The 15,709-nt window shown below is 61.1% G+C and carries 12 protein-coding genes; 9 read left to right on the top strand and 3 right to left on the bottom strand.

Annotation, left to right across the window (positions count from 1 at the left end; genetic code table 11):
• Positions 1-188: 188 nt before the first annotated feature.
• The 9 genes from QZ638_RS07745 to QZ638_RS07705 all read left to right on the top strand — a co-directional run bounded on the left by QZ638_RS07745 (position 189) and on the right by QZ638_RS07705 (position 12,164).
• The gene (locus QZ638_RS07745) at positions 189-869 is read left to right on the top strand and encodes a response regulator transcription factor (protein WP_295808586.1); all 681 of its coding nucleotides are present in this window, start codon (positions 189-191) and stop codon (positions 867-869) included.
• A complete protein-coding gene (locus tag QZ638_RS07740; protein ID WP_295808584.1) occupies positions 866-2,275 on the top strand; it encodes a sensor histidine kinase in 1,410 nt (469 codons plus the stop codon). The genes QZ638_RS07745 and QZ638_RS07740 overlap by 4 nt, the downstream gene beginning before the upstream one ends.
• A 56-nt stretch (positions 2,276-2,331) precedes the next feature.
• Complete coding sequence (locus QZ638_RS07735) at positions 2,332-3,354, top strand: ABC transporter substrate-binding protein (RefSeq protein ID WP_295808582.1); 1,023 nt, start codon at positions 2,332-2,334, stop codon at positions 3,352-3,354.
• Positions 3,355-3,425: 71 nt separating this feature from the next.
• Positions 3,426-4,826, top strand: a complete 1,401-nt coding sequence (locus QZ638_RS07730) for a sigma-54 dependent transcriptional regulator (protein WP_295808580.1) — start codon at positions 3,426-3,428, stop codon at positions 4,824-4,826.
• Positions 4,819-6,837, top strand: coding sequence for a HAMP domain-containing sensor histidine kinase (locus QZ638_RS07725; RefSeq protein WP_295808578.1), 2,019 nt, complete (start codon positions 4,819-4,821; stop codon positions 6,835-6,837). The genes QZ638_RS07730 and QZ638_RS07725 overlap by 8 nt, the downstream gene beginning before the upstream one ends.
• Before the next feature lie 263 nt (positions 6,838-7,100).
• Complete coding sequence (locus QZ638_RS07720; RefSeq protein WP_295808577.1) at positions 7,101-8,753, top strand: OFA family MFS transporter; 1,653 nt, start codon at positions 7,101-7,103, stop codon at positions 8,751-8,753.
• Positions 8,754-8,888: 135 nt separating this feature from the next.
• Entirely contained in the window at positions 8,889-10,166 is a 1,278-nt protein-coding gene (locus tag QZ638_RS07715; protein ID WP_295808576.1) for an FAD-dependent oxidoreductase, read from the top strand.
• 98 nt (positions 10,167-10,264) lie between these two features.
• Positions 10,265-11,257 (top strand): tRNA dihydrouridine(20/20a) synthase DusA, encoded by a 993-nt coding sequence (dusA, locus tag QZ638_RS07710; RefSeq protein WP_295808574.1) that lies wholly within the window; start codon positions 10,265-10,267, stop codon positions 11,255-11,257.
• Positions 11,258-11,342: 85 nt separating this feature from the next.
• Entirely contained in the window at positions 11,343-12,164 is an 822-nt protein-coding gene (locus tag QZ638_RS07705) for a sulfite exporter TauE/SafE family protein (protein WP_295808572.1), read from the top strand.
• 9 nt (positions 12,165-12,173) lie between these two features.
• Here QZ638_RS07705 and QZ638_RS07700 read toward each other — a convergent pair whose 3' ends face one another.
• The 3 genes from QZ638_RS07700 to rnr are packed head-to-tail and all read right to left on the bottom strand — an operon-like array spanning position 12,174 to position 15,706.
• Positions 12,174-12,914 (bottom strand): NUDIX domain-containing protein, encoded by a 741-nt coding sequence (locus tag QZ638_RS07700; protein WP_295808588.1) that lies wholly within the window; start codon positions 12,912-12,914, stop codon positions 12,174-12,176.
• A 30-nt stretch (positions 12,915-12,944) separates the two neighbouring features.
• Entirely contained in the window at positions 12,945-13,391 is a 447-nt protein-coding gene (locus tag QZ638_RS07695) for a DUF983 domain-containing protein (RefSeq protein ID WP_295808570.1), read from the bottom strand.
• Positions 13,391-15,706, bottom strand: a complete 2,316-nt coding sequence (gene rnr / locus QZ638_RS07690) for a ribonuclease R (RefSeq protein ID WP_295808568.1) — start codon at positions 15,704-15,706, stop codon at positions 13,391-13,393. Before rnr ends, QZ638_RS07695 begins: the two co-directional genes overlap by 1 nt.
• Positions 15,707-15,709 lie beyond the last annotated feature (3 nt).

The raw sequence follows: 15,709 nt of genomic DNA, 5'->3' as shown, positions 1-15,709 counted from the left end.
GGCCGATTAGCTTTTTCATCGAAATTCCTCCTCTCGAGTGGTTCCGCCGGGAATTGGCAGACCTCTCCTCAAACTTTTCGATACCGCTGTCCTCCCAATGTCCGGAGCGGTATGCCAAGGAGATTGTTCTCATGGCGGAACGGACCCTATAGAGTTAGCCTGTCAAAAAGCTGTCATTGTCGGGGAAGATGCATTTCTTGATCGTTGAAGACACGCGCGACGTCGCAGAGGCAATCGAAAGACGGCTCGAGAAGGCCGGCCATGTCAGCGATCGTGCAGAAACTCTGGAAGACGCCGAGCACTTCGTGGCAATGGCACATCACGACCTGGTCGTTCTGGACATCAACTTGCCGGATGGGTCGGGCATGGCCTTCCTCAAGAAACTCAGGTCCGGGGGAAATAGAGTTCCCGTCCTGGTTTTGACGGCGCGATTGGCCGTTAACGAAAAGATCGACGCACTCGATCTGGGTGCCGACGATTACATGATCAAACCGTTCGATCTCGGTGAACTGGAAGCGCGCATCCGCGCAATCATACGTCGACGCAGCGGCGAGGCAGACCGCACGCTGTCGGTGGGGAAACTCACCTTCGACATGGCAGCGCGCCGAGTTCTGATCAATGGGAAACCGTGCGACCTGACACGGCGCGAGCAGACGCTTTTGGAGATTTTTCTGACCAATCGGGACCGGGTGCTTGAAAAGGAGGACCTGCTTGTCCGTCTCTTCGGACATGACGAGGAGCGCAACCCGAATGCGGTCGAACTCTATGTCGGTCGTCTGCGCCGCAAAATCGAGGGATCGGGCCTGGAAATCCGCACGTTGCGCGGCCTCGGCTATCAGGCGGTAACGATGGAGACGGGAGGTCGATGACGAATCCGAGACGGGAGGCTACGCCCGGCCGCAGTCTGTCGATCGCCTATCGCCTGACCATTTCGCTGACGCTTGTACTGGGGCTTGCGGTAGCCGCCACCATCTATGCTGCCTACGGTTATGGCCGGCAGGCGGCAAACGAGGCCTTCGACCGTTTGCTGCAGGGGGCGGCTCTGCAGATCGCGGAACGCATATTCGTCATCGAGGGCGATGTGCGCGTCGACATTCCCGTTTCGGCGTTCGAGCTCTTATCGCTCGCCAAGGACGAACGTATCTTTTATCGCGTGACCCAGCCCGACGGGACGACGCTGACGGGCGATGATGATTTTCCGCTGCCCAAGGCCGATGATATTCCAGAGGGCGGTTTCACCTACGAGGTCGATTTCGGCGGTGAAAGGGTGCGTGCCCACGCCATGCTGAGGCGTCTCGCCGAGCGCGCGGTGAGCGGCGACATCTATATTGTCGTGGCGCATACCACCGGCAGCCGGGAGCAGTTGGCCCGCAGCATGGCCACGCAGTCGGTTGCCGTGATCGCGGGCGCGGGATTTGCCATCCTCGTTCTGGCGCTTCTGGCGATGCGCTACGCCATGCGCCCATTGGAACGCATTCAGACGGCAATCCTGGAGCGCGACCCGCTCGACCTATCCCCCTTTTCCATGCATGCGCCGGACGAAGTATCGGCACTGGTGGCCTCCATCAACCGTTTCATGGGCCGGCTCGATCGGCGTGTGCGCGCAATGCAGGACTACGTTGCCGATTCGGCACATCAGATACGAACCTCTATCACAGCGCTCAGAGCGCATAGTGAATTGGCGCTGGATGAAGACGACCCGCAACGATTGAAAGCGCTCCATCGGCGCATTCGTAGTCGCGCCATCGGTCTGAACCGCCTGACGGACCAGCTTCTGAGCCACGCGCTGGTCACGCATCGTGCCGATACCGCGCCGCTCGAGCCGTTGGATCTGCGGCGCATCGCCGTCGGCGCGGAGCGTGATTTCGTTCAACTTTCCGGCGGGCGAAAACTGCGCATCCAGCTCGATCTGCCAGAGGAGCCGGTCATGGTGCAGGGTGATGCGTTCAGCCTGGGAGAGGCGGTGAAGAATCTGCTGAACAATGCCCACGCGCACGGAAAACCGCCCGTGGCAGTCACCATCTCCTCGACGGGAGGGCGAGCGCGCATCGCCGTCACCGATCGCGGCGACGGATTGCCGGCCAGCGACCCTGCCGAGGTCGGAAAACGTTTTGCAATCAATCCCAACAAACCGGAAAGCGCGGGGTTGGGATTGGCGATCGTGCGAGAGGTTGCGGAGTTTCACAATGGCCGGATTGTGCTCGAACCTCAAAAAGGCACGTTCACCATCAGCCTGGACCTGCCGCTCGCGACAGAGGGAAACGCATACTTATGAGACGCTTAGCCATAGGCCTTTCGGTAATCATAACGCTTTTATTGCCAGGGCGCCCCATGGCGGAAGATACGATGTTCGAGGCACTCGGCGACAAGTCCGAAACACTCGTTATCGGCAGTGTGACCGATCTCATCTTCATCGAGCCGCTCATCCGTGAGTTTCAGCATGCCAATCCCACCACTGCGGTCGTTTATCGCCAGATGACCAGCCTGGATCTCTATGCGGCGGTGGCGGAAGCCTGCGAGGCCGGAGATTTTTTCGCGGACGCTGTGATTTCATCCGCAATTCCAGAACAGGTTCGCCTCGTTAATGACGGCTGCTCGGAACCGTTTCGCTTCAACCTGCCAGCGGATTTGCCGGACTGGGCGGCCTGGCGCAATGAACTGGTCGGACTCACCTTCGAGCCGGCCGTTATCGTTTATGATCGGGAGGGCTTGAAACCCGAGGAAGTGCCACGCAACCGTTTCGAACTGGTCGACCTTCTGCGTCAGACCGAACGCTTTCGCGGCCGCATCGGAACATATGATATCGAAAGCTCGGGCGTCGGCTATATCTTCGCCTTCGAGGACGCGGCGCAGGCTTCCACCTGGGGCCGGCTGCTGGAAAGCCTGGGGCAGAACCGGGCGCAACTGTTCTGCTGCAGTTCCGATGTGATCGAGGGCGTCCGCACCGGCCGACTGGTCCTGGGCTACAACGTTCTGGGTTCTTATGCGCTTGCGCGGCAGGAAGAGGATCCGCGTATCGGCATCATTTTTCCGTCCGATTACACGCTCGCTCTTTCGCGGGCCGCCCTGGTTTCGCGTCACGCGCGCAACAAACGGGCGGCAAACGCCCTGATCGCTTTGGCTCTGAGCGATACCGGACAGCGGTTGTTGTCGGGGCCGTCGCGCCTGTTTTCATCGCTCAACGGCCCGGAAATGCTGAACCGCATCGATACCGGCGCCGGCCCGTCCGCCGAGGAGGCCGCCTTCCGTCCCATCGCCCTTTCTCCCGCGCTGCTGGTCGGACTGGATCAAGCCAAACGTAAGGCCTTCCTGGATCAATGGCGCAAATCCTTCCAGGCGGGCGGCGGAGAGTAGCAGGTGCATATTTGCTTTCCTGCGGGGCTTGGCTAATCATGCCGCAAAGCATGGGAGGAGAACGGGAGGACATGGCAAACGGACAGGCAGCGAAGGCGCAGCGGAACATGGCTGCCGACCCCGAATTCGGTCCGTGGCTGGCCCAGGCCTCCATACTCGTGATCGACGACGAGCCGGGCATGCGAAACTTTCTTTTGCGCACGCTTGGTCCGCGTTGCAAGCGTCTCGATGAAGCCGCCGATACGGAAGAAGCTTCACGGAAGCTCGACGCCAACCATTATGATGTGGTGATTCTCGACAACATCATGCCGGGCAGGAATGGCGTCGACTGGCTCGCCCAGCAACGCGCCATCGGATTTTTCTCCAATGCAATCCTGATGACCGCCTATGCGGACCTTGAAACCGCTATACAGGCGCTGCGCGCCGGTGCGGTGGATTTCATCCTCAAGCCGTTCCGCTCCAACCAGCTTCTCAATGCCGTGGCGCGGTGCCTCGATCAGATGCGCCTCCAGCGCGAAAACTACGTTCTGCGCTATGAACTCAAATCGACCTCGGACCATGTGCTTCTGCGCGACAAACTGATCGGCCGTTCCAGGGCCATCAGCGACGTGCGCGATGCCATTGCGCGTGTTGCGCCGCTGCCGACTTCCGTTCTGCTGACTGGCCAATCGGGAACCGGGAAGGAGGTGGCCGCGCGTTCGCTTCACTCGCTTTCGGACCGTTCGGACAAACCGTTTGTCCCCGTCAATTGCGCAGCCATCCCGCCGGACATGATCGAAACGGAGCTGTTCGGTCATCTCAAGGGTGCCTTTACCGGCGCGGAAGCGGGCCGTGAGGGTCTCTTCATGCACGCGCAGGGCGGCACGTTGTTTTTGGACGAGATCGGGGAGTTGCCGCTCGCGACGCAAAGCAAGCTCTTGCGGGTGCTCGAGGACCGCCGGATCAGGCCTGTGGGTTCGGAGCGCGAAATTCCGGTCGATCTGCGCTTCGTGTTCGCCACCAATGCGGAACTTGAGAAACTGGTGGAGGCCGGACATTTTCGCGCCGATCTCTTCTTCCGCATCAATGTGATGCAGATTCACCTGCCGCCGCTGAAGGATCGTGGCGATGACGTTCAGGAGCTTGCCGATCTGTTCATGACGAAGCTGTCGCAGCAGTTGGGCACACCCGATGTGCGCATCGGCACGGATGCGCGCGCCGCGCTGGCTACTTATTCCTGGCCGGGAAACGTACGGGAATTGCGCAATCTGATCGAACGCACCCTCATTCTCGGTCGTTTTCCCGACGATTTCGGCGGTGGAGGCCCTTTGATGGCCGAAACCGGTGTTGGGGGCGAAAGCCTTGCCGACATCGAACGCCGGCACATCCTCGCTGTGCTTGGCCGCGTGGGCGGCGACCGCGAGGCCGCCGCGCGCCAGCTCGGAATCTCCCGCAAGACCATCGACCGCAAATGCGCGGCCTGGAATGTCTGATCGATTAGAGCCCGGGCAGCGCAAGAGCCAGGGGCGCTCGGTTCGCTTCCGCCTACTGGTGATCGCGCTTCTGCCGACGCTGGTTATCTTGCCGCTGCTGCTGGGTATGGCCGTTTATCGGTGGAACGCGAAATTCGATGCCGCGCTTATCTCCAAGGTCAATGGCGACCTGACAATCGCGCATCAATATTTTACGCGGTTGCTCGAGAACACCGGTGAACGCGTGACGGCTCTGGGAGGGTCGGCCCGTTTTCGCGATACGGTCGAAGCCGGAGGCGAGGGTCTCGGAACGCTTCTGGAGGAGAAGCGCCGCGCACTCGATCTCGATTTTCTTTATCTGGTTCCCCAGGGCGGGACGGTCGTGACGTCCGCCCCGCGGCTTGCCGGCGCTCCAAGGTTCGATTGGCCCATCATCGATACCGCGTTTTCTGGAGAGGCGGCCACGGGCATCGACATTTTCTCCGATCAGGAACTTGCTGCGATTGCACCGGCTCTCGCCGATCGGGCGCGGCTCGATCTGGTGCCGACGGCCAACGCGGTGCCCACCAAGCGCGCCGCTGAAACACGCGGCATGGTCGTGCATTCGGCAACGCCGGTTCGTCTGGCCGACGGTCGCGCGGCCGCGCTTGTCGGCGGCAATCTTCTCAACCGAAATCTCGTTTTCATCGATACGATCAACGATCTGGTTTATCGCGAGGCGAGCCTGCCGGAAGGTAGCCAGGGAACCGCGACGCTCTTTCTCGACGATGTACGTATCAGCACCAATGTGCGGCTTTTCGAGGGGCGCAGGGCACTCGGCACAAGGGTTTCGAGCATCGTGCGTTCCGCAGTTCTCGGCGAAGGGCGTGTGTGGCTCGATAGCGCTTTCGTCGTCAACGACTGGTACATCTCCGCCTACGAGCCGATCACCGACAGTTACGGCAAGCGCGTCGGCATGCTTTATGTCGGCTTCCTTGAAGCGCCGTTCACCGAAGCGAAATACACGACGCTGGCGATGATCGCGGTCGCGTTTCTCGCAATCACTGCCTTGAGCGTACCGTTGTTTCTGCGCTGGGCCCGATCAATCTTCAAGCCGCTGGAGCGCATGGCCGGCACGATCTCAAAGGTGGAGGGCGGCGATCTGGGCGCGCGGACCGGCATTCGCGGTGTCGACGACGAGATCGGCCGCGTGGCCCAGCATCTGGATCTGCTTCTCGAGCAGTTGCAGGAGCGCGACAAACAGTTGCGTGCGTGGAACGAAGCCTTGAATGCGCGGGTAGAAGAGCGCACACGCGAATTGCGGCTTGCCAACCGGCAACTGGAAGCCACCACCCGGCAATTGATCATGTCCGAAAAGCTTGCTGCCATCGGCGAAATCACTGCCGGCGTGGCGCACGAGATCAACAATCCGATTGCCGTAATGCAGGGCAATCTCGAAGTGGTGCGCCAGATAATGGGCGAACACGCGCGTGAGGCGCGAACGGAGTTTCGGCTGCTGGACGAGCAGATTCACCGCATCAGTCAGATCGTCACCAAGCTGCTTCAGTTCGCCAAGCCGGAGGAATATGCGGGCTTTCTGGAGCGCCACACGCCGGCCGATGTGATCTCAGACACGCTACCGCTCGTCCAGCATCTCCTCAACAAGGCGGAGATCGAAGTTCGGCGTGATGACTGTGCGACCCGTCTCGTGCTGATGAACAGAACGGAGTTGCAGCAGGTTCTCGTAAACCTGATCGTGAATGCGATTCATGCGATGCCGGACGGGGGCACGTTGTCCCTTTCCAGCCGCGATCAGGATGTCGATGGCGATACCGGATTGGTGATCGAGATCTCGGACACCGGCATCGGTATGACACATGAAATGCTCGACAAAGTGTTCGATCCCTTCTTCACGACAAAGCGCCAGGAAGGGACCGGTCTCGGCCTTTCGATCAGCCAGACATTGGTCAGCCGGCAAGGCGGCAAGATCTCGGCGGAGAGCGAACCAGGTAGAGGCACGTGCTTCACGATCTGGCTGCCCGAGGCGCGCTAAGCTTCGGACAAAATGTCCGATCGCCTTGGACAAAATGTCCATCGAGCCAGTTTATCGATCAGCAAACCATTGAAATCGTTGCTGCCTGCTGTTTGGCATAGCCATTGCTTACCTCTTGATCGAGCAAGAGGAGGACACTTTCGATCGCCGGGACCCGACCCGGCTGTATCCGGCGCGGAGGGCGGCGGATCGCATCGTTCGGGAATTTTCACAGAAGTAACCAGCAGGACGGCTGCCGGAAATCCGGCGGGAGGAGGAGACTTATGTCCGCAGCGAGTGAAACATTATCCGGCGCGCCCGCCGGGGGAATTCTTGACAGGGAAAGAATAATCGCCCGGCCGGGCTTCAATCGGTGGCTTGTTCCGCCGGCGGCTCTGGCGATCCATCTTTGCATCGGCATGGCCTACGGCTTCAGCGTCTTCTGGTTGCCGCTGACCCAGGCGATCGGCATTTCGCAAAGGGTGGTTTGCGAGGATATGACGCTGGTCGGTGCGTTGTTCACCACCAATTGCGACTGGCGCGTGTCCGATCTCGGCTGGATTTACACGCTGTTTTTCGTGTTACTCGGATCGGCGGCGGCAATCTGGGGCGGTTGGCTGGAGCGGGCCGGTCCACGTAAGGCAGGTGTCGTAGCCGCCTTTTGCTGGTGCGGTGGCATCGCCGTCGCCGCGTTGGGCGTGATGCTCCACCAACTTTGGTTGATGTGGCTCGGTGCCGGCGTGATTGGTGGTATCGGCCTCGGGCTCGGCTATATCTCGCCGGTCTCCACGCTCATCAAATGGTTCCCGGACCGCCGCGGCATGGCAACCGGCATGGCCATTATGGGCTTTGGGGGTGGTGCGATGATAGGAGCGCCGCTGGCCGACATGCTGATGAACACGTTCAAGACCGCCGATTCTGTTGGCGTCTGGCAGACATTTCTGGTTATGGCCGCAATCTATTTCGTATTCATGATGGGGGGCGCCTTCGGCTACCGTATCCCACCGTCGGGCTGGCGTCCGGAAGGCTGGACGCCACCGGAAAAGAGCGCGAAGTCGATGATTACCTCGCGCCATGTCCACCTGCGCGACGCCCACAAAACCAAGCAATTCTGGCTGATCTGGGCCGTTCTGACCCTCAATGTGTCTGCCGGGATCGGCGTGATCGGCATGGCTTCACCCATGTTGCAGGAGATCTTCGGCGGACGGTTGCTCGGAATGCCGGAATTGACCTTCAACCAGCTTGATGCCTCGCAGAAATCGGCCATTGCGGCGATTGCGGCGGGCTTTGCCGGTCTGTTGTCATTGTTCAACATCGGCGGTCGGTTCTTCTGGGCGTCCCTGTCAGACAGGATCGGCCGCAAGAACACCTACTACGCCTTCTTCCTCATCGGCATTGTCCTCTACGCGCTCGCGCCCTCGGCCGCGCATATCGGAAGCCAGGTGCTCTTCGTCCTGATGTTCGGCATCATTCTGTCCATGTATGGCGGCGGCTTTGCCACAGTGCCGGCCTATCTTGCCGATATCTTCGGCACGCAGTTTGTCGGCGCCATTCACGGCCGGCTGCTGACGGCCTGGGCCACGGCAGGTATCATCGGACCGGTCGTGGTGAATTACATTCGCGAAGCTCAGCTCAATGCGGGCATTCCGCGCGAGCAGGTCTACGACTTCACCATGTACATCCTCGCCGGCATGCTGTTGCTCGGCCTGATCTGCAACATGCTGGTCAAGCCGCTTTCGGACAAGTGGTACATGTCGGACGAGGAGGTCGCCAAACTTCAAGCAAAGTCGGCAGCCGCCGATTCCGGCCCGACCGGTTCCTTCGGAATCGGCAAAGGCGGATTCGACGGTAAGGCGCTTCTGGCCTGGGCTATCGTCGGCATTCCCATCTTGTGGGGCGTATGGATAACGCTGCAGAAGACCGCGGCCCTGTTCTAAACGGGGTTGTTGCAGCACTGCCCTCCGGCTGGAGCCCGCCGGAGGGCAGAATCTTTCCCTCGTCAAGGTGTCGAAATCACATTCGGTTCCGGCCGCCGCGAATTACCGGACTTGCCCAAGCGCTCGGCGCTCTCTATGTCGGGACCCCGTAGTGTCGGGACGTTGAGAGACCGGAGCGGAACGCTGGACGAGCACATTATCATAGTCGGTGCGGGGCACGGTGGCGTGCAAGCGGCAGCCAGTCTGCGCGAGGAAGGGTATACGGGACGTCTCACGCTGGTTTCGGCCGACCCCGAATTGCCGTATCACAAACCACCGCTTTCGAAGACGTTTTTGAAGTCGCCGAATGCCGAACCGCAGATCTTGCGGGCAAAGGCATTCTACGAGGCACAGGACATCGATTTGCTCGCGGGGACAAAGGCCACCGGGTTCAGCCCTGCCGGACATACATTGGCGCTTTCGGACGGCAGACAACTGCGCTGGACCAAGCTTCTTCTCGCCACCGGCGCGCGTCCGCGCCGGCTGGAGATTGTCGGTGCCGATCTGGCCGGCGTTTGCCATTTGCGCGATTGCGCCGATGCCCGTTCGTTGCGAAGCGAATTGCAGCGCGCCGGGGACATCGTCGTGATCGGCGGAGGCTTCATCGGGCTTGAGGTGGCGGCGACCGCGGCCATGGCCGGCAAGCAGGTGCAAGTGGTGGAGGTAGCAGAGCGCCTTCTTGGTCGGGCTGTGAGCATGCGCATTGCCGAGCATCTGCATGCCTATCACGAAAGCCTCGGCGTGGTGATCGCGACCGGTACCGGTGTCAGCCGGATTGTCGGGGAGGCGGGTAAGGTGCGCGCAGTTGTGACGACCGATGGTCGTGAATTGCCTGCCGACCTTGTTCTCGTCGGAATCGGCGCCGCGCCGAACACGGCGCTTGCACAAGCTGCAGGCCTCGTCTGCGAGAACGGTATCCGTGTCGATGCGCAAGGGCGCAGCAGTGCACCGGACGTCTATGCTATCGGCGATTGCGTCTCCTTTCCGCACGCCACCTCGGGACGCCGGCTCAGGCTTGAATCTGTACAGAACGCGACGGATCAGGCACGCAGCGTCGCCAAGGCGATGCTTGGCCAAAAGGCTGCATTCGACGCGGTTGCCTGGTTCTGGTCCGACCAGGGGGAGCGCAAGCTGCAGATGGTTGGGTTGCCCTTCGATGTGGATCGCGAGATCGTAACCGGTGATGCCGACAGCGGAGCGTTTTGCGTCTATATGTTCTCTGGCGAACGTCTTGTGGCTATAGAAACAATCAACCGCCCCGGAGAGCATATGTTGGGGCGGCGGATGCTGGCGGCGGGCTTCTCACCTACCGCGGCGCAAATTTCCGAAGGCCCCGCAGCCGTGAAGGCGGCCTTCATGGGAACGGCCGGTTGAATTCAGCCCTCGCGAAGAACAGCGCTAAAATGGGGCGGAGTATGCATTCTGCGGCTATGTGCATCTGAATGAAGTTATCGTTTCATAAGTCAAAGCAAATGACTGGATACAAAAACAAATTTGCCGTTGCCCCTATGATCGACTGGACGGATCGGCATTGCCGGTTCTTCCATCGTCGACTGACGCGCCGAGCGCTCCTCTACACGGAGATGATCGTGGCGGATGCTGCGATTCATGGGGATCGCCAGCGGCTGCTTGGCTTCGATGAATGCGAGCATCCTGTGGCGTTGCAGCTCGGCGGCTCCGATCCGATAAAGCTTGCAGAGGCCGCGGCGATCGGGGCGGAATTCGGCTATGACGAAATCAACCTCAATGTCGGGTGTCCCTCCGACCGCGTCCAGTCGGGAACGTTCGGTGCGTGCCTTATGAAGACGCCGGAAGTGGTTTCTGCCGGGGTTGCGGCGATGAAGGCGCGGGTGGCGTTACCGGTGACGGTGAAATGCCGGATCGGAGTGGACGAACAGGATCCCGAGATCGCGCTAGACGCCTTGGCGGACGCTGCTTGGTCTGCCGGTGCCGACGCACTTTGGGTGCATGCGCGCAAGGCCTGGCTTCAGGGGTTGAGCCCGAAGGAGAACCGCGAGGTTCCGCCGCTTGACTATGAACGCGTCTACCGCCTGAAGGCCGCGCATCCCGATCGCTTTATCGGCATCAATGGCGGGATTTCCAACCTTATTGAGGCCGAGCGCCACCTCGAACATGTCGATGGTGTCATGCTGGGACGCGCGGCGTATCAGAATCCGGTTATTCTGGCCGGAGTCGATGCGTTCCTTTCCGGCGACGAGCCGGAGCGGGTGGATTTTGCCGCATTGATGGATGCGATGGCCGACTATGCTGGTCGGCATATCGAGAGCGGAGGGCGTTTGTCGCATGTCACCCGCCACATGATCGGCCTTTTTCACGGGTTCGACGGTGCGCGTCGTTATCGCCAGATCCTGTCCAGCAAGGCGCCCCGAGCCGGAGCCGAGCCGGATGTTCTTCGTGCGGCCTTTGCCGCGGTGGATTTGAACACACGGCGCGATGCAGCCTGAACACCCTCATTTACAGTGATTTGCGAATTGCATTTGCGCCGGGCGGACGATAGCCACGGTGAGACGAGTGCGAGGGGAAAACAGCATGGATCTACCGATGGGCGACATCGCCGTGTTCGCAGGCGCGCTTGCAGCGGCTGGTGTCGTGGCGGGCGTTCTGGCCGGCCTTTTCGGCATTGGCGGCGGTGCGATTCTCGTTCCGGTCTTCTACCAGGTGTTCGGCCTCGTCGGGATCGACGAGGCGGTGCGCATGCACCTCTCGGTCGGGACCTCACTCGCCATCATCGTGCCGACATCATTGCGCTCCTTCCGGTCGCACTATCTGCATGGCGCGGTGGATATGGAACTGCTGAAAAATTTCGTTGTCGCCGTTCCGGTCGGCGTCGTGCTGGCAACCTTGGTGGCCGCCCATGTGTCAAGTGGCGGATTGAGGGCCATCTTCGCCGTTATTGCCTTTCTGGTCGGGATCAGGTTGCTTCTAAATCGCGAACGCTGGCGTCTCGGTTCACAGATACCCGGCAATCCGGTGCGCGCGCTTGTCGGGACGCTGATCGGTTTCCTCTCGACCTTGATGGGAATCGGTGGCGGCGTGATGAACAACACCTTCATGACGCTTTTCAATCGTCCGATGCACCAGGCCGTGGCGACATCGTCGGGCGTGGGCGTGCTGATCTCGATACCGGGCTTGTTCGGCTATGTGTGGGCGGGGTGGGGCGAACCGCTCCTGCCCATTGCCTCGACGGGCTATGTGAACTGGATCGCGGTTCTGCTCATCATCCCGATAACGCTTCTCGTGGCGCCGCTAGGGGTGCGGATCGCCCATGCGCTCGACAAGCGCAAGCTCGAAACGGCTTTCGGCATCTTCATGATCGCCGTTGCCGCCCGCTTCGGCTGGAGTTTTGTTTGAAGCCGGGGCTCAGATCAGTTTGCGCTCGAAACGATTGTAGCGCATCGCGTAGAACGGAACCGGTGCACCGGGTGTCAGTTCCGGGTCGGTTTTGAGCCGCTGTTCCAGATCGTCGAGGATTGTGCAGGTGATGAGCGGAACCTCGGTTTGCCTGGCTTCCGCAATGGGCAGCCAGACGAGCTCTTCCAGTTCATGCGTGGGACCACCATCGGGCAGTTCCACGGCCACATCGTCTCGCCATGCGGCGAGAAACCGGGTGTCGAAACGGCGCACGCGACCTGGAGGAGTGATCGCGCGGGCAATGTATCGCAGGCCGGAGAGCGATGGACAGACGCCATTTGCGGCAAAACCCTGCCAGTCTTTCGCCGTGGTGCTGAAAGCGCCTTTTTCCCCGATCAAAAGCCCCGCTTCCTCATAGGTTTCCCGGATTGCCGACATGGCGACAGCGCGGGCACGCGCCGCGGTTGCGCGCGCGCCGGTGCCGATCAGACGGCGCTCTTCGTCCGGGTGAAGGCCCGAGGCGACCGGAATGCGGCCGTCGGCCGGATCCGTGCGCCCGCCGGGAAAGACGAAGCGGCCGGGCATGAAGGCGTGCTTGCGATGGCGGCGCCCCATGAGAACCCGTACCCGGTCGCCGCTGCGGTCGAGCAGAATGAGCGTTGCCGCATCGCGTGGGCGCATCGGCCTGCCACCAAGCGCGAAATCCTTCGCCTCGGCGCGGTCGACCGCCGCCTTGTCAAGGCCGTCCATGCGGTTGGGCCGCTCGTTCATGGCTTTCTCCTAGGGGCGTTCCTGTAGCTCGGGGTGTGACTCCATCGTATCCTCCTCGCCGCCGAAACCGTGCATGTAATAGGCCCACTGCAGCCCGACGATCGCGCCCTTAATCGGTCCGATCAGCGCAAGGGACATGATGAGCGTGATCGGCACCCAGATTGAAAGGTGCAGCCAGCCCGGCCAGTCGGTAAGCGCTTCCATTCCCATGAACGCTCCGACAACGACGTGACCGACAATGAAGATTACCAAATAGGCCGGCAGGTCGTCCGCGCGATGGTGATGGAAATGCTCACCGCACTCGGAACAATGATCGGCGGTCTTCAAATAGGCGCGGAAGAGCTTGCCCTGGCCGCAATTGGGGCAGCGTCCCATGAAGCCGCGCTTCATGGCGCTGATCAAAGGGCGCTCGGGCCTGGGAATGACCGCAGCTCCGCCATAAACCTTCTTTTCCATCACCGTCTCCTGCTTTGCGTAGCGCGGCGGCTTTTGCCGGTGGCGCGCCCACGCCGGCCCTTGGCCTTATGGAGCGATTTCATCGATCCGGGCAGCTTATCGGGTTTGCTCAGCATCTCGAACCGCATTGCACCGGCCAGCGGCGCGATTTCAACGAGCCTGACGGACACGCTGTCGCCGAGCTGGAAGCCGCGTCCGCTGCGTTCGCCGACCATGGCGTGCCGTGCTTCGTCATAGATATAATATTCGTCTCCCAGTGTGGACACGGGCACGAAGCCATCTGCGCCGTAATCCGGCAACTGAACAAAAAGCCCCGCCTTGGCAACACCGGAAATCCGCGCATCGAATTCTTCGCCAAGGCGACCGGAAAGGTGTTCGGCAACAAGCCGATCCACCGTGTCGCGCTCGGCGGCCATAGCGCGTCGTTCGGTGGCCGAGATCATTGCCGCGGTTTCTTCAAGCCGGGCTTCCTCATCCTGCGTGAGGCCGTCCTTGCCGAGCCCGAGAGCCGCAATCAAGGCGCGGTGGACGATCAAGTCCGCATAGCGGCGGATCGGCGATGTGAAATGGGCATAGCGTCGCAAGTTCAGGCCGAAATGGCCGAGATTTTCGGGCGCATAGACAGCCTGGCTTTGCGAGCGCAGAACAACCTCATTGACGAGTTGTTCGTGTTCGGTATCACGCACGCGGGCGAGAATGGCATTGAACTGTGCGGGCTTGAGCTGGGCACCGCGCGCCAGAGAAATCTCGAACGTGCGCAAGAACTCGCGCAACGCTTCCTGCTTGGCGAGCGAGGGAGCGTCGTGTACGCGGTAAACCAGTGCCTGCCGCTTGGCCTCCAGCGTTTCGGCCGCCGCCACATTGGCCTGCACCATGAACTCCTCGATGAGCTTGTGCGCGTCGAGGCGAGGCGGAACGACGACGCGATTGACGGTGCCGTCCTCCTTCAGAAGAATTTTGCGCTCCGGCAGGTCGAGTTCCAGCGGCTGGCGTTCGTCACGACCTCGCTTCAGAACGGCATAGGCCTCCCAAAGCGGTCTTAGCACGGGTTCAAGCAGCGGCTCGCTCTTGTCGTCCGGTTTGCCGTCGATTGCGCTCTGGGCTTGTTGATAGGACAGTTTTGCAGCCGAGCGCATGATGACCCGGTGGAAGCTGTGAGCGATCTTGCGGCCGGAGGCTGAAAAACGCATTCGCACCGCCAGCGCAGGGCGGGCTTCACCCTCGCGCAGCGAACACAGATTGTTGGAGATGCGTTCAGGCAGCATCGGGACCACGCGGTCCGGGAAGTAAACCGAATTGCCGCGTTTCACGGCCTCGCGGTCGAGAGCCGACCCGTGCCGAACATAATGCGCCACGTCGGCGATGGCGACGGTGGCTATGTAGCCGCCTGGATTCTTCTCGTCGCGATCGGGTTCGGCCATGACCGCGTCGTCATGATCTTTCGCATCCGCCGGGTCTATGGTGATAAGAGGCATGTCGCGCCAGTCTTCGCGGCCCGAAAGCGTGGCGGATTTTGCGGCTTCGGCCTCGGCGATTACCCCGTCAGGGAAGATATGCGGGATCTCGTGGGCGTGAATGGCGATCATGGAAACCGCCTTTTCGCTGGAAAGCGAACCGATGACGGAAATCACTTTGCCGCGCGAGGGTCCGTATCGCCCTCCCGAAGCGGGCTCAATCTCCACCAGATCGCCGTCCTGGGCGTCATTCAGATCGTCAGGATCGATAAAGAGCTCACGCTGGGTGCGCTCCACGGGTTCAATTCGGAAACCGTCGTCCTTCGATCTGCGGATCACGCCGAGCACGCTTTGCCGGCGTTTTTCGAAGACCTTCATGACGCGGCCGGTATAAGCCGGACCGTCTTTGCTTTCCGTCGGGAAGACACGCGTTAGGACGCGGTCGCCGATGCCGGCGGTCTTGCCGCTCTTCTGTGTGCGGATTTCCACCACGGGCAGGGGACCTTCGCCTTCGTCCCGCTCGGCTTTTTCGGCTGGGCGGGCGAGCAACGCACCGGAAGCATCGCGCGAAAAGATATCGAGCACGACCACATGCGGAAGCGCGCCGGGGCGCAGAAGCCGCTTGCGGGACTTCCTCAGCAGGCCCTCGTCCTGCAGTTCGCGCAGGATGTCTTTCAGCCAGATACGGTCACCGCCCTTGAGACCGAATGCCTTGGCAATGTCGCGCTTCGACGTCCGGTCGGGATTGTCGGTGATGAAGCGCAGCACTTCGTCCCGGGTTGGAAGCTTTGCGCCGACCTTGCCTTCGGCACCGGCGGCACGAGGCTTGGACCTGGACTTGCCGGAAATGCTGCGCGCCAAGGC

Source organism: uncultured Nitratireductor sp. (assembly GCF_913053745.1).
In the GTDB taxonomy this organism is placed as follows: Bacteria; Pseudomonadota; Alphaproteobacteria; order Rhizobiales; family Rhizobiaceae; genus Nitratireductor.
Note: the sequence above shows the minus strand (reverse complement) of the source record. Positions and strands in the feature narration are given on the sequence as shown.